The 20803-nt window shown below is 64.5% G+C and carries 17 protein-coding genes and 1 pseudogene; 16 read left to right on the top strand and 2 right to left on the bottom strand.

What is annotated here, in order from left to right; all coding sequences use genetic code 11:
• Nucleotides 1-36 precede the first annotated feature (36 nt).
• The 8 genes from NE850_RS34925 to NE850_RS34890 all read left to right on the top strand — a co-directional run bounded on the left by NE850_RS34925 (nt 37) and on the right by NE850_RS34890 (nt 9726).
• Nucleotides 37-897, top strand: a complete 861-nt coding sequence (locus NE850_RS34925) for a LysR family transcriptional regulator (RefSeq protein ID WP_007181753.1) — start codon at nt 37-39, stop codon at nt 895-897.
• A gap of 334 nt (nt 898-1231) precedes the next feature.
• Nucleotides 1232-2806 (top strand): methyl-accepting chemotaxis protein, encoded by a 1575-nt coding sequence (locus NE850_RS34920; RefSeq protein ID WP_310700032.1) that lies wholly within the window; start codon nt 1232-1234, stop codon nt 2804-2806.
• 196 nt (nt 2807-3002) lie between these two features.
• Nucleotides 3003-4061, top strand: coding sequence for an NAD(P)/FAD-dependent oxidoreductase (locus NE850_RS34915; RefSeq protein ID WP_007181755.1), 1059 nt, complete (start codon nt 3003-3005; stop codon nt 4059-4061).
• Nucleotides 4062-4342: 281 nt separating this feature from the next.
• The gene (locus NE850_RS34910) at nt 4343-6316 is read left to right on the top strand and encodes a PAS domain S-box protein (protein ID WP_007181756.1); all 1974 of its coding nucleotides are present in this window, start codon (nt 4343-4345) and stop codon (nt 6314-6316) included.
• Nucleotides 6317-6507: 191 nt separating this feature from the next.
• On the top strand, nt 6508-7695 hold the full coding sequence (locus tag NE850_RS34905) for an acyl-CoA dehydrogenase family protein (protein ID WP_165186088.1): 1188 nt from the start codon (nt 6508-6510) through the stop codon (nt 7693-7695).
• Between the two features lie 24 nt (nt 7696-7719).
• A complete protein-coding gene (locus NE850_RS34900; RefSeq protein WP_007181758.1) occupies nt 7720-8325 on the top strand; it encodes a bifunctional 2-polyprenyl-6-hydroxyphenol methylase/3-demethylubiquinol 3-O-methyltransferase UbiG in 606 nt (201 codons plus the stop codon).
• Nucleotides 8322-8975, top strand: a complete 654-nt coding sequence (locus tag NE850_RS34895) for a glycosyltransferase family 2 protein (protein WP_007181759.1) — start codon at nt 8322-8324, stop codon at nt 8973-8975. The genes NE850_RS34900 and NE850_RS34895 overlap by 4 nt, the downstream gene beginning before the upstream one ends.
• Nucleotides 8976-9231: 256 nt before the next feature.
• Entirely contained in the window at nt 9232-9726 is a 495-nt protein-coding gene (locus NE850_RS34890; protein ID WP_007181760.1) for a DUF421 domain-containing protein, read from the top strand.
• A 66-nt stretch (nt 9727-9792) separates the two neighbouring features.
• Here NE850_RS34890 and NE850_RS34885 read toward each other — a convergent pair whose 3' ends face one another.
• Entirely contained in the window at nt 9793-11190 is a 1398-nt protein-coding gene (locus tag NE850_RS34885; protein WP_007181761.1) for an MFS transporter, read from the bottom strand.
• 226 nt (nt 11191-11416) lie between these two features.
• On the opposite strand from NE850_RS34885, the gene NE850_RS34880 reads away from it, so the two are divergent.
• A complete protein-coding gene (locus NE850_RS34880; protein ID WP_007181762.1) occupies nt 11417-11569 on the top strand; it encodes a hypothetical protein in 153 nt (50 codons plus the stop codon).
• Between the two features lie 76 nt (nt 11570-11645).
• On the opposite strand, the gene NE850_RS34875 is transcribed toward NE850_RS34880, so the two are convergent.
• A complete protein-coding gene (locus NE850_RS34875; RefSeq protein WP_310700031.1) occupies nt 11646-12248 on the bottom strand; it encodes a hypothetical protein in 603 nt (200 codons plus the stop codon).
• 47 nt (nt 12249-12295) lie between these two features.
• On the opposite strand from NE850_RS34875, the gene mprF reads away from it, so the two are divergent.
• The 7 genes and pseudogenes from mprF to NE850_RS34840 form a co-directional block, all read left to right on the top strand.
• On the top strand, nt 12296-14848 hold the full coding sequence (gene mprF / locus NE850_RS34870; protein WP_085954204.1) for a bifunctional lysylphosphatidylglycerol flippase/synthetase MprF: 2553 nt from the start codon (nt 12296-12298) through the stop codon (nt 14846-14848).
• Nucleotides 14845-16110: a virulence factor family protein gene (locus NE850_RS34865; RefSeq protein ID WP_007181764.1), complete on the top strand. Its 1266-nt coding sequence runs from the start codon at nt 14845-14847 to the stop codon at nt 16108-16110. The genes mprF and NE850_RS34865 overlap by 4 nt, the downstream gene beginning before the upstream one ends.
• Nucleotides 16111-16474: 364 nt before the next feature.
• Complete coding sequence (locus tag NE850_RS34860; RefSeq protein WP_007181765.1) at nt 16475-18100, top strand: amino acid adenylation domain-containing protein; 1626 nt, start codon at nt 16475-16477, stop codon at nt 18098-18100.
• Between the two features lie 80 nt (nt 18101-18180).
• On the top strand, nt 18181-18441 hold the full coding sequence (locus NE850_RS34855; RefSeq protein WP_007181766.1) for an acyl carrier protein: 261 nt from the start codon (nt 18181-18183) through the stop codon (nt 18439-18441).
• A gap of 22 nt (nt 18442-18463) precedes the next feature.
• The gene (locus NE850_RS34850; RefSeq protein WP_232064172.1) at nt 18464-20281 is read left to right on the top strand and encodes a serine aminopeptidase domain-containing protein; all 1818 of its coding nucleotides are present in this window, start codon (nt 18464-18466) and stop codon (nt 20279-20281) included.
• Between the two features lie 18 nt (nt 20282-20299).
• Complete coding sequence (locus NE850_RS34845; RefSeq protein WP_035518105.1) at nt 20300-20500, top strand: hypothetical protein; 201 nt, start codon at nt 20300-20302, stop codon at nt 20498-20500.
• A 119-nt stretch (nt 20501-20619) separates the two neighbouring features.
• Nucleotides 20620-20803: pseudogene (locus NE850_RS34840) on the top strand (threonine ammonia-lyase, biosynthetic); the annotation flags it as partial.

Here is a 20803-nt window from a genome sequence, read left to right as displayed (position 1 = left end):
CATCGACATTGCCGATAAGCGGCGCGAGAATAGCCGATGCTCAATCCCATCTGGCTCAAGACCTTCTCGACCGTCGCGGCCTGCCACAGTTTCACCGAGGCAGGGCGGCGGCTCGGCCTGACGCAATCGAGCGTCAGCGAACACATCCGGCGGCTCGAAGAAAGCGTGGGCCGCCGCCTCTTCGTGCGCGACACCCATTCGCTTGCCATGACGCCCGACGGCGAAGCCATGCTCGCGCATGCGAGCGTGATTCTGCAGGCGCTAACGCGGGCCGAGTCGCAGTTTCGCGCGCCGCGCCTGAAGGGACGCGTGCGGCTCGGTTCCTCCGACGACGTCGCGCTCGGCCCGCTGCCTACGGTGCTGGCCGCGTTTCGCAACGCGCATCCCGATGTCGAACTGGAAATCACCATCGGCATGACCGGCAAGCTATATGAGTTGCTCGACGCAGGCGCGATCGATCTGCTGGTCGGCAAGCGGCGTCTTGGCGACCGGCGCGGCGTGCCGCTTTTTACCGGACGGCTGGAGTGGTTGGCGCGCGCGGGCACGCTGGTCGATCTGAGCCAGCCATTGCCGCTGATTCTGGTCGCCGAGCCGAGCGTGACGCGGGCCGTCGTGCTCGACGCGCTCGCCGAGGCGGGTTTCCGCTGGCAGGTGGTGTGCACGAGCAGCAGTCACGCGGGCTGCATCGCGGCGGCGCGCGGCGGGCTCGGCATCATGGTTCGTCCGCAATATCTGGCCGCTCGGGGGCTGGCGGCGCCGCTGAACACAGCGAGTCTGCCGGCGCTGCCGTCGGTGGAATTCATCGCGCTGGCGGCGAAGCGGCTCAGCCGGCCGGCGGGCACGCTGTTGAAATTGCTGCATGACAGCGATCTGCGTGGGTCGTGGATCGGGGAGTGAGGCCAGCGCTCACGAGCGTACGCACGTAACAGAGCGCGGTCGGCGTGGAGAACACCGCGCCGCGCTTCACGTCGCGCCACGCGTTACGGCTTGCGTAGCCAGGCGCAGCTTGTTGCGCGTTTGCCGCGCCCCTGCCAAATATTATTTTTTCGCCTGAACGCGAGTCGCTATACTTTCCATATACGGTTTTATGTTCCATTAATGGAACAAAATCGTTGAGTCGGAAAATCAAACTGGCCATCTGAAAGGCGTCGGGGATCTACCGCCTTGCACCGTGCGCGGGGCCGCACGTTATGAGCCAGAGCGCAAAACCAGCCAGAGCGATCAAACCACGATGACCAAGAACCTGACCATCAATCTACGGATCGCGATCACCATCGCGTTTCTCGGCGTGCTGCTGATCGCCACCGGCGCGCTCGGCATTCTCGGCATGAACCAGAGCAACGAGGCGCAGCACGATGCCTACACGGTCCATTTCGCCTCGGTCGTCGCGCTCGGCAAATCAGGCACGGCCATGTCGCGGGCGCGTTTCGGACTCGACTGGGCCATGAGCAATCCGCACTCGCCGCAACTGGCCGCGCAACTCGCGCGCGCCCGCATGCTGCTCGGCGATTCGGACAAATGGTGGAACGCCTTTCGCGATCTGCCGAAAACGCCCGAACTGCAGCGTCTCACCGACGACCTCGACGCAAAGCGCACCGCCGTGCGCCGCGACGGCATCGACAAACTGATCGAAGCGATCCGCACCGGCGACGCGAGCTGGATGGACGAAAGCCGCGCGAATCATCTGATCGGTCTTTATACGGCGATGAACGCGAGCCAGGGCGCGCTGGAGAATTATCTGAACCAGCAGGCGAGCGACGCGAACGAGCGCTCCGCCACGCTTTTTCATACGCTGCTGTATGCGTGCATCGGCAGCATTCTGGTGGGGCTGACGGTGGCGTTCGTCAGCTGGCGCACGTTGCGCCGCGCGATCATGGCGCCGCTGAACGACGCGCTGCGCCAGTTCGACGCGATCGCCGCCGGCGAACTGACGACCCATGTGCCGATTCGTTCGAACGACGAAATGGCGACGCTATTGCGCGGCGTCGCGTCGATGCAGGACAAACTCGGCGCGACCGTCACCAGCGTGCGTGCCGGTTCGCATTCGATCGCGTCTTCGACGCAGCAGATCGCCGCGGGCAATCTCGATCTGTCGCAACGCACCGAGGAACAGGCGGCGTCGCTCGAAGAAACCGCGGCGGCGATGGAGCAGCTCACGTCGACCGTGCAACTGAATGCCGAGAATGCGCATCACGCGAGCGAGTTGGCCTCGCGCGCCTCGGAAATGGCCGGGCGCGGGCGCGATTCGGTCGGCAGCATGGTCGAGACCATGCGCGTGATCCATGCGGGTTCGTCGAAAATGACGGGCATCATTACCGCGATCGAAGGCATTGCGTTTCAGACCAATATCCTCGCGTTGAACGCGGCCGTCGAGGCGGCCCGCGCGGGTGAAGAAGGGCGTGGCTTCGCGGTGGTGGCGGGCGAGGTGCGCAGCCTGGCGCAGCGTTCGGCGGCTGCCGCGAAAGAGATCGGCGCACTGATCGCGGAGTCGACCTCGCGGGTGGAGAGCGGCGCGGGACTCGTCAACGAAGCGGGCGACACGATGCAGGAAATCGAAACCGCGATCGGGCGCGTGGCGCGTATCGTCGGCGAAATCGCGGCGGCCTCGAAAGAGCAGAGCGAAGGCATCAGGCAGGTGAGCCTCGCCGTCACGCAGATGGACGAGGTCACGCAGCACAATGCGGCGCTGGTCGAGGAAAGTGCTGCGACCGCGAACTCGCTCGCGGATCAGGCGCGGCAGTTGAGCGAATTGACCGCGGCATTCAAAGTTGCGAGCGATGCGGCGCAGCGCGAGGCCGCTTTCTAAGTTACTTTCGGGGAGCAGCATTCAGAGAGGCCGTTTCCATAACCGGCTTCGAGCAGCGGTGTTCAGGCAGCCCGCTGCGTGCGCACCGCGATCCGAACTGGCCACGTCGAGCGTCCTTACCGATGGTAATGGCATCGTTGCCGGGCATCGGGCGATTCTGTATGGTGGGTCATCCACCTATCCCAAGAGATCGCGCATGAACTCCGCCGCCACTCCGCCATCGTCGTCGCCGCCGCCGATCCGCACCGACGTCCTGATCGTGGGCGCGGGCCCCGTGGGACTTTTTGCTGCCTTCGAGGCGGGCGTAATCGGGCTGTCCTGCCAGATCGTCGATGGGCTCGACAAGGTCGGCGGCCAATGCATCGAGCTGTATCCGGACAAGCCGATCTACGATATTCCCGCCATTCCATCCTGCACGGCGCGTGAGCTGGTCGAGCGCCTGCTCGCGCAATGCAAGCCGTTCGACCCGCCCATTCATCTCGAACAACGGGTCGAGTCGGTCGAGCAGGGCAGCGACGGGCGCTGGACCGTGCGTACCGATCGCGGCCTCGTGTTCGATGTCGCCGCGATCCTGCTGGCTGCCGGCAACGGCGCGTTCGTGCCGCAAAAGCTGGCGCTGGCCGAAGCCGTGCCGCTGGAGTCGCGCCACGTGCATTACAGCGTGCCGCGGCTTGCCGACTTCGCCGGCAAGACCGTGGTCGTGGCCGGCGGCGGCGATTCCGCGCTCGACTGGGCGTTGGCGCTGCGCAAGGTCGCGCGCCGGGTGACGCTGGTGCATCGGCGCAGCGGTTTCAGTGCAGCGGATTCGAGTGTCGAGTCGATGCGGCGTGCAGTCGAGGCGGGCGAGATGGACTTCGTGGTCGGCGCGATTGTGGGGCTCGACGTCGAGGACGATGCGTTGAAGTCGATCACCTTGCGACATATCGAGGGCGAGACTCGACTCGCGGCCGAGCATCTCGTCGCGCTGTACGGACTGGTCGCCGATCTCGGCCCGATCGCGCAATGGGGTCTGTCGATTCATGGCGGGCGTGTCGATGTGGATACGTCGAACTACGAAAGTTCGCGGCCGGGTATTTTCGCGGTCGGCGACATTGCCAACTATCCGAACAAGCAGAAGCTGATTCTGTCGGGCTTTCATGAGGCTTCGCTGGCGCTGCGCAAGGCGTACTCGTATGCTTATCCGGAGAAAAAACGCGTGCACGTGCATTCGAGTTACGACGCGAAGCTGGCGGAAAAGGTCAGTGCCGCCGGGTGAATCCCGTAGAAGCAACGGTGCCCATTGAGCCGGTGGTGATCGGACGATCACCACCGGCTCGTTGTCGCACGCCGCTCATTTGCCGGCGGGTCGGCGGCCCTGTTCTTTGATGATGGTGCGATGCTGGAGTAGCAATTGCGAGGCCCGGTCATCCAGCTACTATGTCTCGCGCGGCTGGCAGCGCCGAGCCTGCCGGGTGGTCGTCCGGCGGCACCATAAACGACACAGCCAGCGTGTCTGGCGGTGTATGCTTTTGGACGTGGCCATACTCCGCTGACACCATGAAACAACTCGATGTCCCTTCCGCCGCCGAGAACGGCAAGCCTGCCGACATCCCGGCGCCGGTCCGCATGAACCCGGCCGCCGATGTCGATTACTGGGCGCTGATGCAGGCGATCGAAGACTATGCGATCTTCCTGCTCGACGCAACCGGGCGAATCGTCAGTTGCAATGCCGGGGCACAGAAGCTGGCGGGTTACACGGACAGGGAGATCATCGGCCAGCATTTCTCGCGCTTCTACACCGAGGAGGCCGTAGCGCGCGACTGGCCCGCTTATGAATTGCAACAGGCCTCGCTGACCGGCCGCTTCGAGGACGAAGGCTGGCGGGTTCGCAAGGACGGCACGACCTTCTGGTCGAATGTCGTAATCACGTCGATCCGCAACGACGCGGGCATTCTCACCGGCTTTGCCAAGATCACGCGCGATCTGACCGCGCGTCGCGAATACGTGGAGGCGCTCCGGCAAAGCGAAGAGCGTTTCCGTTTGCTGGTGGACAGTGTCAAGGACTACGCGATATTCATGCTCGATCCGCAGGGCCACGTGGTGAGCTGGAATGCGGGTGCCGCTCGCATCAAAGGCTATACGCGCGAGGAAATCGTCGGCCGGCATTTCTCGACCTTCTATCCACCGGAAGACGCGGCGGCGGGCAAGCCCGCGCGCGAACTGGCGATTGCCCGGCAAATCGGCCACGTGGAGGACGAAGGCTGGCGGGTGCGCAAGGACGGCACGACGTTCTGGGCCAACGTCAACATCACCGCGGTGTATGACGAATCGAAGCGGCTGTGCGGCTTCGCCAAGGTCACGCGCGATCTGACCGAGCGGCGCCAGCGCGAAGAACTGGAGCGTTCGGGCGAACGCATGCGCCAGTTTCTCGCGACCCTCGCGCATGAATTGCGCAATCCGCTCGCGCCGGTGCGCAATGCAATCGGCGTGATGCAGCTCGAAACCGGCATAAGCTCTACGCTCGCGCGTTCGCGCGATCTGATCGACCGCCAGGTCACGCACCTCACACGGCTGGTCGATGATCTGCTCGACGTCGGCCGGATCATGTCCAACAAGGTCGAACTGCGCGTTGGCCGTGTCGATCTGGCCGAGGTGGTGGCGCGTGGGATCGAGGCGGCCCGGCCGTTTACTGACGCGCACGAGCAGCGCGTCGTCGCGCATATGCCGCTCGAGCCGATATTCGTGCGTGGCGACATGACCCGTCTCGTTCAGGTGTTGCAAAACCTCTTGCATAACGCGTCCAAATTTTCGCCCGTGGGCAGTGTTGTCGACGTCGTGGCTCGCATCGATTTTCACATGGCCGTGCTCGAAGTGCGCGACGCCGGTTGCGGCATTGCGCTGCGTTCGCTCGACAAGATCTTCGAACTGTTCGCCCAGGAAAAAGAGGCGCAGAGCGCCGGCGAAGGCGGTCTGGGTATCGGCCTCACGTTATGCAAGTCGCTTGTCGAGATGCACGGCGGCAGCATTGTCGCGAGCAGCGAAGGGCCGGGCAGCGGCAGTACGTTCACGCTGAGTCTGCCGCTCGCCGCCGCGCCGTCCGAGGCCGCGGGTGACGAGGCGAACGGGGCAAACGGCCAGGTCGCGCCGCTGCGCATTCTGCTGGTCGACGACAACCGCGATTCGGCCGACAGTCTCGCCATGCTGCTGGAACTCAAAGGCCACGAGGTGCGCATTGCCTACGAGGGCGAGCAGGCGTTGCAGGTCGCGCCGCGCTTCGCGCCGCACCTCGCCGTGATCGACATCGCGATGCCGAGAATGGACGGCTACGCGACCATCGCGGCGCTGCGCGAAATGCCCAGGCTAGCCGACACGATGTACGCCGCGATGACCGGCTTCGGCCATGCAACCGATCGCGAGCGCAGCCGCGACGCCGGTTTCCATGCGCATCTCGTGAAGCCGGTGGAACTCGCGCTGTTCGACACGTTGCTGGCCGAGGTTGAAGCGCGGCGCCGTGGACGCACTCCCGGCTAGCGTTCAAATCAGCGCGCGCTTCCTTCATACCAGAGCGGGCTTATAGGCCCGCCCGCATCCGCATCCCTGAAGAAAATCATCGCGTGTGCGGCGTCCGGCGTGTGAGGCACGCCGCTTGCTGTCCGCCTCGTATGCGCAGCGGCCCCTTGAGGATCCGCTCGCAACCGATCGAACAGCTTCAGGGAGGCACGATGCTAGATACGCGTGATCGTAGGGCCGGCGTCAATGCCCGGCCGCCGCAAAGCTCCGGCCTGACCGTCTCCGGTGCTCCGCATACGGCGACGCGCCACGCGCGCAAGGAAGCGAAACTTGCCGGGCCGCTCGAAGATTATCTGCATGCCACGCGTTTCGATCCGAACGACCCCGCCGCGTTGGGCGGTGTGTTGCGCGCGCTGGTCGAGCGCGGTTATGACCGTGCGCCGGTCATGCCCTTGCCGGGCCACGGCGATACGCTCGCGCGCTGGCGTGCGCTTGCCGCAGTGGCGGCGCGCGATCTCGGACTGGTCAAACTGTTCGAAGGCCACACGGATGCGCTCGCCATTCTCGCGGAATTGCCGGGTTCCGAGCCGTCAGCGGGAAGCCGTTGGGGCGTATGGGCAGCGGAGCCGCCCGAGGCACGCGTGCAGGCAGTGACAGTAGGATTCCGAAGCGATGGCGGAGACCTGCATCTCACTGGGACGAAAGCCTGGTGTTCGGGCGCCGGTGTCGTCACGCATGCGCTCGTGACCGCGTGGCTGGAGGGTGAACCGGTACTCGCGGCCGTGGCGATGGATCAGCCGTCGATCGCGATCGATACCTCGAAATGGCAAGCGGTCGGCATGCAGGCCACGGCGAGCGCCGACGTTACGTTCGACCGCACACCGGCAACGCTGGTCGGCGCCCCGCACGCTTATGTGCGCCGGCCAGGCTTCTGGCACGGCGGAGCCGGTATCGCCGCGTGCTGGTACGGCGCCGCCGCGCAGATCGGCCGGATGCTGCGCGAGGCGTCCACGCAGCGCGCGGACTCGCATCGCCTCGCGCATCTCGGTGCGGTCGAGGTCGCCCTGGCCGGCGCGGCGGCAGTGTTGCGCGAGACCGCCGCGCACATCGACGCCGATCCGCTGGCCGACTCCCGGCGCGAGGCGATGCGTGCGCGCCTCGTGGTGGAAGAAGCCGCGAGCACGGTGATGAATCACGCGACGCGTGCGCTCGGCGCCGGTCCGTTGTGCCGCAATGCGCACTTTGCACGGGCGCTCGCCGACCTGCCGGTGTTTCTGCGACAGAGCCACGCGGAGCGCGATCTTGCCGCGCTAGGGGAGCTGAGCGGCGCCGCGGGAGCGGGCAAGGCAGGCGAGGGCCGTGCCGATTGCGATGCCGGAGGTGGCCCGTGGATGCTCTGACACGCTGCACGGAGGGCTGCTGACATGAGCTCTCCGGCAACTTACTTCGATGAACTCTATCAGCGGAGCGACGATCCGTGGAAGCTGCGCGAGGGCTGGTACGAACGCCGCAAGCGCTCGCTCACGCTCGCGCTGCTGCCGCGTCCGCGCTACCGGAACGCGTTCGAACCCGGCTGCGCGAACGGCGAACTGACCGTCGAGCTGGCAAAGCGCTGCGATACGCTGCTCGCCGCGGATCTGCACGAGCGTGCCGTGCAGCTTGCGCGCGAGCGCGTTGCCGATGCGTCGCAGGTGCGTGTCGAACAGCGCACGGTGCCACGCGAGTGGCCGACCGAGGCCGGCCCATTCGATCTGATCGTGATCAGCGAATTCGCCTACTACCTCGACGCGGCGGAACTCGAAACCCTGGCGGCGCGGATCGCCGCCTCGCTCACGACAGACGGTACGCTGCTTGCCTGCCATTGGCGCCGGCCCTTCGCCGAAGCGCTCGAATCCGCCGACGCCGCGCATGCTCTGTTCGATGCGCGCTGCGGCCTGTCGCGTCTCGCGCATCACGATGAAGCCGATCTGCTGATCGACGTCTGGTCGCGCGACGCCCGTTCGGTTGCGCAACGCGAGGGGCTCCTATGATCGGCGTGATCGTTCCGGCACATAACGAAGAGGCGTTGCTTGCGCCTTGCCTCGCGGCCTTGATCGAAGCCTCGCGCCATGCGGAACTGGCGTGTGAAACGGTGCGTATCGTCGTGGTGCTCGACGACTGCGACGACTTCACCGGCGCGATCGCGCGAGCTTACGGCGTCGAGACGCTGACGCTGAAGGCGCGCAATGTCGGCATTGCGCGCGCGAGCGGCGCGGACTTTCTGCTCGCGGACGGCGCGCGCTGGCTCGCGTTTACCGATGCCGATAGCCGCGTGTCGCCAGGCTGGCTGGTTGCGCAGCTTTCGCTGGAGGCGGACGCGGTGTGCGGCTCGATTGCCGTCGACGACTGGACTCCGCATCCGCATAGCGTGCGTGAATATTTCCGCAAGACATACATGGACGCCGACGGTCATCGCCACATCCACGGGGCGAATCTCGGCGTGTCGGCCGATGCGTACCGGCGCGCGGGCGGGTTTCCGCCGCTCACGTGCAGCGAGGATGTCGCGCTGGTCGACCGGCTGATTGCGATCGGAGCTCGCATTGCGTGGAGCGCGGCGCCGCGCGTGATCACGAGCGCACGCGCGGCAGCTCGTGCGCGGGGTGGGTTCGGCGATACGCTGGCGGCGTGGGCGGTGGGGTAACGCGGGTGGATGGAGCGGCGCGGTGAAGGGGCGCGGTAAAACGGCTCTGTGAAACGGCTCTGTGAAACGGCTCTGTAAAACGGCTCTGTAAAACGGCTCGGCAAAACGGGTTGGTAAAACGGCGCGACAAAACGCTCGGTGAAGCGGCTTGGCAAAGCGGGCGAGAGAAAGCGCGTGAAAGCTTGAGCGAGCAGCGCCGCAAAACCGATTTGACCGCACACTATCAAAGACGGCTGCACGCCGCGAGGAGGGCGGCATGATGGACACAATCTCCCTGCTGTTCGGTCAGGGCAGGACGCTCGACCCGCTCCAGATGGGCATACGCTCGATCGTCGTGTTCCTTGTCGCATTGGTGCTGATCCGGATCTCGGGCCGGCGCTCGTTCGGACAGCGCTCGCCATTCGATTCGGTGGTGGTGATCCTGCTCGGCGCGACGTTGAGCCGGGCCATTGTCGGTGCGTCGCCGTTTGTCGCGACCGTGGTGGCGTCGTTCGTGATCGTTGCGTGCCATCGGTTGCTGGCGTGGGCATGCATGCGCTCGCCGGCGCTGGAACGGCTGGTCGGCGGCGTCGAACGCGAGGTGTTCAGCAACGGCGCATTCAACGCGCGCGAAATGGACGCGGCGCTCATCACGCCGACCGATGTGCAGGAAAGCGTGCGCCAGAAGACCGGTTCACGTTCGATGGATAACGTCGCCGCGGCAATTCTCGAACGCAATGGCGAAGTGAGCGTGATCCGCAAGAAGCTCTGAAGCCGGCCGGCGGCGGCCGGTGCGATCGTGAAGCCGGCCGGCGACGGCGGCGACCGGTACGATCGGTCAGCCGCGGCCGCCGCGCGAGATTTCCTCGCCCGCGCGATGCGGCATGCGCAGCGTGACCGGAATCGACGCGAACGAGCACAGGCCCACCACCAGAAACGCCGGCCAGAAATCCGACCACATGAGGCCGGGATGTCCGTGCAGCACGCGCGAAATCTGCAGCACGATACCGCCGATTGTCACGCCCAACCCCAGCGACATCTGCTGCACGACGCTGCCGAGACTGGTGGCGCGGCCCACGTCGCGGCTGGCAATCTCCGCGTAAGTCAGCGAGTTCAGACTGGTGAACTGCAACGCGGGGAAGAACCCGCCGAGCAGCACGATCGCCCAGATGATCCAGGTCGGCGTGCCGGGAAAGAACAGGCCGCAAGCCGCGATAGAAAGCCCCGACAACGCGGCGTTGACCACCAGCACCGAACGGAAGCCGAAGCGATGCAGCACGCTCGAAGCGACCGTGCGCATGAACATGCCGCCGAATGCGGACGCGCAGGTGATCAGACCGGATTCGAACGCGCTCATGCCGTGGCCTTCCTGCAGCATCAGCGGCAACAGGAACGGCAGCGCGCCGAGGCCGATACGAAACAGCGAACCGCCAAGCACGCTCGCCTGGAACGTGGGTACCTTGAAAAAGCGCAGATCGAGCAGAGGGAGCGGGACGCGCTGCGCATAGGCGACGTAGGCCGCGAGCAGAACGGCGCCGCTCGCGCACATGCCGAACGCGTCGCGGTTCGAAATCAGTTCGCCGCCGACCAGCGACAACCCGAGCAACAGCAACACCGCGCCTGCGGCCGACAGGAAAAAGCCGATCCAGTCGAGCGGACCGGGATCCGGTTCACGCGTGTTGGCGATGTGCCGGTTGGTCAGATAGATGCCGAGAATGCCGATCGGCACGTTGATGAAAAAAATCAGCCGCCAGTGCAGGTACGTGGTGATGAAACCGCCGAGCAGCGGCCCTGCCGCGGGGCCGAGCATCGCCGGGACGCTCAGGTAGTTCATCGCGCGGATGAAGTCGGCCTTGTGCACCACGCGAAAGATGATGATCCGCCCGACCGGCACCATCATCGCGCCGCCGACCCCCTGCACGAAGCGCGCGAGCGTGAAGGTGGCGAGAGAGTTCGACGCGGCGCACAGCAGCGAGCCGGTCACGAAGATGCCGATCGCCGTGCGGAAGATGGTACGCGCGCCGAACCGGTCGGCGAGCCAGCCGCACACGGGGATGAACACGCCGAGCCCCAGCACATAGCTCGTCACCGCGATTTTCAGCGTGACCGGATCGCGCCCGAAGTCGCGTGCCATAGCCGGTAATGCGGTGACGATCACATTCGCATCGACGCTTTCCATAAACATCGCACACGCGACGATAAGGGGCGCAATCAGGGCTTTCTGGGCGACGGTCATGGAGGCGGGCTGCGTCGGGCGCTCGCGGACAAAGCGGCATTATTGCACCTGTACGGTGCGGGTTGTTAAAAGACAACGTTTCGATGTCCCCCTTTTTACGACAGGCCGATCGTCGATGCGCGCTGGGGTGTCCCGGTCCACCACTTTATTGATATTTGTTGCGGTGCAGTAGAAGCTGGCTATAATCGGGTTATTGCCTAGGTATAAACCCTAAATGGAGTCTGCCATGAACACCGCTTCCAACGCTGCCGCCGCCCACGCTACTGCCGCCACCAACAAGACGTTCTTCGGCAAACTGCGCGCACTGGCGCTGCATGCACTCAATCTGCACCTGCAAAACTGCGCCGTGATCGCTGAAGCGTATCGCCGTCCGCAGTAATACAGACGCCCGAACGCCACCCGCGCGCCGACTGACGGCGCTGCCGCTGTTATGGCGCCGCCGTATCGATCTCGTGTCATTTCAACGCGTCTTTCACGCCTGTTATTTGGGTTCGAACGCCATCGGCCGATCGCCCATGGGCGCCTCGCGCATACGGGCGGCATGTCACGCATGGGCTACACCGTGCTGTTTGCATCATGCTCATGCGATACGGACTCGCATGGCCCTGCATGAATGAGTTGTGGGCGCCGCTCGACAACATCCGGCGCTGCCCCGCGCTCCCCGGTCGCTCTCGTGGCCAATGCGCTTCCCAAAAAGCGTCATAGCCATTAGACCGCTCCAATACGCGTGCGCCATTACCCAATCCTGATCCGCCGTTACCACATGGCGTCGATTCTTCATTCGCGGCGCGCAAATAGCGTTTAAACTCCAGCCCCTGTCGATACCCGGCGCGCGTCATTGCCACCCGGTCGGCAATATCGACCGTTTCATTCAAGCGTTTCGCGTTGCCACGCCGCGCGCGGCATTCAGATTCGACGGCCCAGGTTAAACCCCGCGACAAGGCTGGAACTGTCAACCTTTTTACCCCTGTGCCGTTATCCATTTGTAAATCGCCAATAACAGGCGACGCCGCGGCTGACGAATCGTCGTCGTGACAGTTCCAAGCAAGGCCCTGCATTGACCATGTTCCATCGATATAACAATAAATTCGACCGGCTAGGCGCGATGTTCGACCGTGCATCGAAAACGCTCGGTAACCGGGGGCTTCTCTCGCCCGTTCTCGCACTCGTGATTGGCGTGCTGCTGCTGGTCGTCTTGCAACATCTCTCGCAAGCCGTGGACTATCGCTCGGTGATGCGTCAGTTGCGTGAACTGACGGCCGGCGAGTGGGTCGCCGCGCTCGGCGCCACTGCGCTCAGTTACGTGGCGCTGGTCGGCCGCGACGCCGTCGGCTTGCGCTATCTGGGTGTGGTCGTTCCGCGTGTGGCACTGTGGATCGGCGCGACCGCAGGCTCCGCGCTCGGCAACGCGACTGGTTTCGGCGCGCTCACAGGCGGCGCCGTGCGCGCGCGCGTCTACAGCGTGGCGAGCGTCACGCCCGCGCAGATCGGGCGCATGACGGTGTTCACGAGTGTGTCGCTCGCGCTCGCGCTGGTGCTGATGACGGCGCTCGGCATGCTCGGCCTCGCCGGCACGCTCGCGCCGATGCTGCACCTCGAGCCCGTCGCGCTGCGCTGGAGCGGCGCGGTGCTGCTCGTCGTGCTCGGGCTGGCGGCCGCCGCATGCCGCAGCGAAACGCGCCCGCTTCGCACGCGCTGGCAGTGGCTCTCGTTCGACCTTCCCGCACGCCGCGATCTGCTCGCGCAAGTGGCGCTCGCAGTGCTCGACGTGGTGGCCGCCGGCCTTGCGCTGTGGGCGTTGCTGCCGCATGCGGACGTGAGCTTCGTGACCTTCATCACGGTCTATGCCGCGGCCATGCTGCTCGGTATGATCGGCCATACGCCGGGCGGCGTCGGCGTGTTCGAGGCGGCGATGGTATTCACGCTGAACGGCAGCGTGCAAACGCATCAGATGGTTGCCGCTCTGCTTGCGTATCGGGCGATTTACTTCGGTGTCCCGTTGATCGTCTCGGCCGCGTTGCTGGCCGGTTTCGAAGGACGTGCGCTGAAAAGCCGTCTGCCGCTGCAGCATGCGGCCGCCGCGTCGAAGCTTGCGCCGCTGTTCCTGAGTCTCGTCACGTTCGTGGTGGGCGGCATGTTGGTGATATCCAGCGCGACGCCCGCATTCTGGCAACGCATCCGTATTCTGCGCGACGTGCTGCCGCTATGGGTGCTCGAAAGCTCACAGATGCTTTGCAGCGTGCTCGGCGTGCTGCTGCTGTTCGTCGCGCGTGGTTTGCTGCGGCGGCTGGACGCCGCGTGGTGGATGACGCTCCTGCTGGCCGTGCTGAGTCTCGCGTTGTCATTGACCAAAGGTCTTGCGTTCGTGGAAGCGGGCGTGCTCGGCATGCTGATCGTGCTGCTGCTGTCCACGCGCGAGCGTTTCAACCGTCATTCGTCGCTGTTCGCGGAGCGCTTTACGGCGGGCTGGCTGGTCTCGGTGGCGATGGTGCTGATGCTCGCCACGTGGGTCATGCTGTTTGCTTTCCGCGACGTGCCGTACACGCGCGACCTGTGGTGGCAATTCGCCTTCGACGAACGCGCGCCGCGTGCGCTGCGCGCGACGCTGGCCGCAAGCCTCTTTGCCGCGACGTTCTCTTTCTGGCAACTGTTGCGTCCCGCGCCGGGCCGCTTCGTCAAGCCGGCGCCCGAAGATCTGCACGACGCGGCGCGCATCGTCCGTGCGCAGGAGCGCAGCGACGCCGGTCTTGCGCTGATGGGCGACAAGAGCTTCCTGTTTTCCGAGTCGCGCCAGGCTTTCCTGATGTACGCGAAATACGGCCGCACGTGGGCCGCTTTGCACGATCCGGTGGGTCCGCGCGAAGAGTGGGCCGGCCTGATCGGCAAGTTCGTCGCGCTCGCGCATGCACATGGCGGGCGCGCGGCGTTCTATCAGGTGCGCGCCAACGCCTTGCCGCTTTATCTCGACGCCGGTCTCACGCTGATGAAACTCGGCGAGGAAGCGCATATCGTTCTGGACGACTTCGATCTGAAGGGCTCGCATCGCGCGCATCTTCGCTATGCGCTCAAACGCGGCGAGCGTGATGGCTTCACCGTCGAAGTGATCGATCAGGCGAACGTGCCCGCGTCGCTCGAAACGCTGCGCGGGATTTCCGATGGCTGGCTCGGCAGCCGCGACGCGCGCGAAAAGAGCTTCTCGGTCGCCGCTTTCACGGACGAGTACCTCGCCGCGCAATCGGTGATGCTGGTGCGCCAGAACGGCGTGCCGGCCGCGTTCGTCACCTTCATGACGACCGATATGAACACCGAAGCGACGGTCGGCGTGATGCGTCATGTGGAAAGCGCGTCGCCGTATGCAATGGAATATCTGTTCACGCAACTCGCGCTGCATCTGAAGCAGGCGGGTTTCCGCTCGCTCAGTCTCGGCATCGCGCCGCTGTCCGGCATGCAGCCCACGCCGCTCGCCTCGCGCTGGCACCGGCTTGCCGGCATGGTGTGGCGCTTTGGCGGCCGTTTCTATAACTTCCGCGGACTGCGTGCTTTCAAGAGCAAGTTCCAGCCGCATTGGGAGCCGCGTTATCTCGCGGCGTCGGGTTCGGTGGGCGTGTTCTTCACACTCGCGGACCTGTCATTGCTGGCGGGAGGCCGGCGTTCATGACATTGCATTCGTTTTTCAGGCTTGCTGTGGCGGCGAGCCTCGTGACCGGCGGCGCGCTCGCGCATGCCGCGACCACCACCGTGGCGGGTGGCCGGTATGGCGATGTGACGGTCACTCGGCCCGCTGGTCCGTTGCGCGGCTTCGTGGTGCTGTACTCGCAAGCGAGCGGCTGGAGCACGGCGGATCAGCAGAGCGCCGATGCGCTCGCCAAGGCCGGCGCGTTGACCGTCGGCGTGGATACCGCGCGCTATGCCGCCAACCTCGCCGCAAAGAAAGAAGCCTGCCATCAGCTGGTGGGCGATGCCGAAGCGTTGAGCCACCAGCTCGAACGGCAATCGCAATCGAGCCACTATTTCGCGCCGATCGTCGCGGGTACGGGGCAGGGCGCGACGCTCGCCACGCGCGTGCTCGAACAGGCGCCGTCGAATACGATTGCCGGTGCGGTCGCGGTGGACGCCGAGCGCACGCTCGATCCGCGCTTCCAGCCGTGCCCGCCGGACCCGACGGTGATCCGCGACAAGGTGCCGGGCTTCGTCGAAAAGGCGGCCACGGGCAGCGCCGATCACACGCGCCTCGTGGCGCTGGTCACGCCGCATCTGCAGGCGGTGTCGACGAGCGACGACGACGTCTCTGATCTGCCACTGATCGAATTGCCGGCCGCGCACCCGAACGGCCTCATGGCGATCGTGATTTCCGGCGACGGCGGTTGGCGCGATCTCGACAAGACGATCGCCCAGGCTTTGCAGAAAGACGGCGTCTCCGTGATCGGCTGGGACAGCCTGCGCTATTTCTGGAGCGAAAAGCCGCCTGCGCAGACGAGCCGCGACCTCGCGCGCGTGATGCAAACCTATGGCGCGCGCTGGAACGCGCAGTACATCGCACTGATCGGCTATTCGTTTGGCGCGGACGTGATGCCGTTCGCGTATAACCGTTTGCCGGCAGCGCTGCGCGCGAAGGTCTCGCTGATCGCGTTGCTCGGCTTCGCCCCCGACGCCGATTTTCAGATTCGCGTGGGCGGCTGGCTCGGCATGCCGGCAAGCGACAAGGCGCTGAAAGTGCAGCCGGAATTGGCCCGTGTGCCGCCCGCGATCGTGCAGTGCTTCTACGGCGAGAACGAAAAAGACACCTTGTGTCCGTCGCTGACGAAAACCGGCGTCGAGGTGATTCGCACTTCGGGCGATCACCATTTCGGCGGCGATTACAACTCGCTGGAACGGCGCATTCTCAGCGCCTTCAGGAAGCAGAGCGGCGTGCATGATTGATATCGCCAGATCGCCAGATCGCCAGATCGCCAGATCGCCGGATCGCCGGATCGCCGCTGGCGGTGCGCCTTCGAATGCTCATTCGTCTGTTGAGAGCGCTATCGCACATAGTCCGGCTTCACCGGCATCTATGATTCTTTCAAAGAGCTGACCGCTGGGCTCATCAAGCGATACTGCTTGACGAGCCTGCGTGGCCGGTTGTCGTCCGTGTCTTTCTTGTGAATTCTCCTACGATAATGCAGCGCGTCGCCGGTTCGCCCAGTCGCCCGGCAGCGTGCTGCCGGCATGGCTGGCAGCCACTCCGGCGCGCTCGAGCGACCGGTCCGGCAAGGCCGGCACTTTGCCCCATGCGTCGAGGCCGTGAATGCTGGACTCATTCTTCTTCGATACTGCCGCGCGTGAGCCGGATCTTCCCGCGCTATGGGTCGACGAGCGCTCGTACTGCTACGACGAACTTGCCTCGCGAGCGCACCGGATCGCGGCCGACGTATCTGCGGCGCTGCCGCCTGGTCGAGCGAGGCGCTGCCTGTTATTCGCGCATCGTAGTGTGGACGCCTATGCGGGTTTGCTAGGAATCCTCAAGGCAGGCTGCGCTTATGTGCCGCTCAATCCCAACGTGCCGGCTGCGCGTATCGCCGCCATCATCGGGCAGTCGGGCGCCCCCGTCATGCTGGTTGACCGGCGTTGCGCCGCATTGCTCGCCGAAGTGGTACCGCTGCTGGACGAATCACCCAGGATCTTCCTGCTCTACGACGAAGGCGGAGAAGCCGGACAAGTCTCTCAGGATTCCGATGAAATGCATCTGGCCCGCACGGCATTGGCCGATGGCGACCTGACACGGCCGCCACATGATCCACTTGTGACCGAAGCCGCCATGCCTCGCGCGTCGTGCGACGAGGCTTATATTCTGTTCACGTCAGGCTCGACCGGCGCACCCAAGGGCGTGCCCCTCTCGCACGAGAATGCTTGTGCCTATGTGGCGGGGCAACTGCATCTGATCGACAGGCTGCCGGGTGCCCGCTATATACAGTTATGCGAGCTTTCCTTCGATCCTTCGGTGCACGACATGTTCGTGTGCTGGGCGCATGGCGCATGCCTGTACGTGCCGAAGACGGTCGAGCCGATCTACAACGCGGCCTTCATCAAGGAACACGCGATCACGCACTGGAGCAGCGTGCCTTCGGTCGCCGCCTTCATGCAGCAGTTCCGCAAGCTGCAGCCGGACGAATTTCCCAGCCTGCGCGTGACGTTGTTCGGCGGAGAACCGTTGCCGCGTTTGCTGGTGCAAGCGTGGCTGCGTGCCGCACCGAACAGCCGGGTGCTGAACATGTACGGGCCGACTGAAACGACGGTTGCGTGCACAGCATTCGAAGTCACCACGGAATTTCTTGCCGACTCGCGCCACGCGGTGATGCCGCTTGGCCGCGCGTTGCCGGGCATGGAACTGTTGATCGTGGACGCTGCGCTCGAACCGGTCGCGCCAGGCGTCGGCGGCGAATTGCTGGTTGGCGGTCCGCAGGTTGCCTCGGGTTATCTGTCGGCGGACGAGCCCGGCAATCGCCGTTTCATTTCGCGGAGGTATCCGGGCCACAGCGCGTCGCGCTGGTATCGGAGTGCGGATGCCGCGCGCGAGGTAGCCGGCGAGGGAATCGTGTTTCAAGGCCGCATGGATACGCAGATCAAGATTCGCGGCAATCGTATCGAACTCGAAGAAGTCGAGCATGTCGTCAGGTCGTGCAGTCAGGCTGCGCTGTGCGCGGTTATCGCGTGGCCTGTCGATGAAGCGGGTCGCGCAGGTGGCCTGATCGCTTTTGTCACGCATGTGCAAGCTGGCGCGACGCAGATTCTGCAGGCGTGCCGTCAGCGCCTGCCGGCGTATGCCGTGCCGCAACGGGTCGTCATGCTGGACACGTTGCCGCTGAACGTCAATGGCAAGGTCGATAGAAGGGCGCTGGCCGGACAGTGTATGACCGGCGATGTGCTCACCTGAGCATCGCGCGGCAGTGTCTCTTTGCTCGTTCCTGATGGATCGATGCCGTGTCGAAAAATTGAAGTATCGGGGGAATCACAATGAAGACGCATGTGCGCCGTATTCTTCGCGAGGCCGCCTGTCTCGACGTACCGGTCGATACGCTCGACGACCACGACGATCTCTATGCCGCCGGGTTGTCGTCGCTTGGCACGGTCCGTGTGATGATGGCCATCGAGGACGAATTCGCCATTGAAATTCCAGGCGCGCAGATCACGCACGAACTGTTCGAAAGCATCGATTCCCTTGCAAGCGTGCTTGCGCACATCGTGCCGGAGGAATCGAGTGCAACGCGAACCTGACTTGGCGCTACGCTGTCCGCCCATGTCCGCTCAGCTCACCATGACACCCGTCACGTTCGGCGGCTGTTTCGGTTGGCTGCATCGTCCGGCCGGCATGCAACCCGACACGGGCGTCGTGCTGTGCAACCCGTTCGGTTATGAGGCACTCTGCACCTATCGAGGCTGGCGCGAGTTCGCCGATATGCTCGCCGCGCGCGGAGTGGCGGTGCTGCGCTTCGACTATCCCGGCACCGGCGATTCGAGCGGCAACGAAGACGATCCGCAGCGCATGCGTGTCTGGCTCGACAGCATCGAGGCGGCAGCGCTATGGCTGCGCGCCGAAACCGCGGTGACGCGCCTGAGTCTGTGCGGACTGCGTTTGGGCGCGACGCTGGCGGCGCTGGCCGCCGAACAGATGGGCGGCGTCGACGATCTGGTGCTGCTCATGCCGGTGAGTTCGGGCAAGACCTACATTCGTGAGCTGGAGCTTCAGCATCAGAGCTGGCTCAGTTCGCAGCAGGCGCTCGGACTCAGTCTCGATGCAGAGACCGCGAATACCGTCGGCGCACACGGCTTCCGTCTCTATCCGGACACGCTCGAGTCGCTTGCGAAGGTCGATCTCGAACGGACTGCACGATGTGCCGCGCGGCGTGTGCTGCTGCAGGATCTGAACGAGAGCGCGCGTCTGAAGCGCGTGGTGGCGCACTATCACGCGCTCGGTACTCAAACGGATCTGCAGTTTTTCGGCGAATACGGCAAGTTTCTCGTCAATCCCAGTTATAGCGAAACGCCGGAGCATGCGTTCGCGAGCGTGCTCGAATGGTTCAGTGCGGGCGCGATCACGGAACGCGAGCCGGTCGTCGAGATGCTTGCGGGCGCAACCGCTGCGCAGATCGATTTTTCGCACGGACGCGAAACGCCTGTGGTGTTCGAGGGCGGTTGCTATGCCGGCGTGTTCTGTCAGCCGCGACACGCACTTGAAGATGCGCCGGCGGTGTTGTTCGTCAATACGGGCGGTGTGCACCGAATCGGCGACGGCCGCTTCACGGTGCTGATGGCGCGCTATCTGGCCGCAAAAGGTATCGCCTCGTTGCGCATGGACCTGAGCGGCCTCGGCGATAGTCTGCGCCGTGATGCTGCGCTGTCGCTCGATAGGGTGTACGCGCAATATGCGGTTGGCGACGCGAAAGCCGGCGTCGATTGGCTCGTGGCGACGGGGTATCCGGAAACCGTGATGTTCGGCGTGTGCACGGGTGCGTATGTCAGCCTGCATACGGCGCATGCGCATCCGGCAGTGGTGGGTTGCGCCGCTGTCAATCTGCCGTTTTTTACGTGGGACGGCGCGCATACGCGGCCTGGTGCACGGCATGTGGCGGCGAGCGTCGTCTACCGGCGTGCCATGCGCAATCCGCGCAAATGGTTGCGTCTGCTGACCGGCCAGGCAAACGGCAGGATGATCGCGATCGAACTCGCGCGCCGTCTGGGCGCGCGCCTTGCAGCGCGCGCCGGTGCAGCGGTCGAATGGCTGCTAGGCCAACGCACGCCGGGCGGCATGGAGCGCAAGCTCGTACTCGAACTGGAGCGCAAGGGCGTGCAGACTACATTGTTATATGGTTCGCTCGATGAAGGGCTCGACGCGCTGGAAATTCATTTCGGACCTCAAGGTAATCGCCTGGGCAAGTTGAAGAACGTCGACGTGAAACTGATCGGGAAGGTCGACCATGCGCTCTTTTCGCAGTGCTCGCGCAATGTGGTGATGGCGCAATTCGAACAGTTTCTGCGCGAGCGTATGTTGAATGCGCGGCGTTCGGTTTCCGTGCGGGATCGTGGTTTGCGCGTGGCGCAGGTTCAGCAGGGTTGAGATCGACTAGCAGCGAGCATGATGGTTGCCGATGCTACTCATGACCTGCAAGCGCGGCTCGGCGCATGTTTCGCCGCTATGCAGGGAGCGCGAGACGGCACGCATTGCAATCAACAGGGATTGACAAAGCGCCTCAAGTCAACGAAGATCGAACGCATGAACTGCCTCGACATCCGTATTGCGCTGATTATTAGCATCATTCATCGAATGGTGGGTTAGCGCGCGTCGGATAGCAGTGACACATAACCCGCCACCTGAGGCGGGTTTTTTTATGTCCGCTTGCAACCTGCCTCCTGTGAACGCTTTACTGATTCGTCCTTGCCGCACAGGAGCTTGCCTTGCCGTTACACGAACTCAAACAGGCGGCCGAAGCCGCCGATAGCGTCGCGCTTCGTCACGACTACCTGAAGAAAACCCTGACCGCGCGCGTCTACGACGTGGCCCGCGAGACCGAACTCGAACGCGCGCCGAATCTGTCGGCGCGTCTGCGCAATCCGGTCTACCTGAAGCGCGAGGACAACC

Origin of the sequence: Paraburkholderia sp. USG1 (assembly GCF_031570135.1) — a bacterium.
GTDB classification, from domain to species: domain Bacteria; phylum Pseudomonadota; class Gammaproteobacteria; order Burkholderiales; family Burkholderiaceae; genus Paraburkholderia; species Paraburkholderia dioscoreae.
The sequence above is the reverse complement of the archived record's forward strand: the minus strand, read 5'-3'. Positions and strand labels throughout refer to the sequence as shown.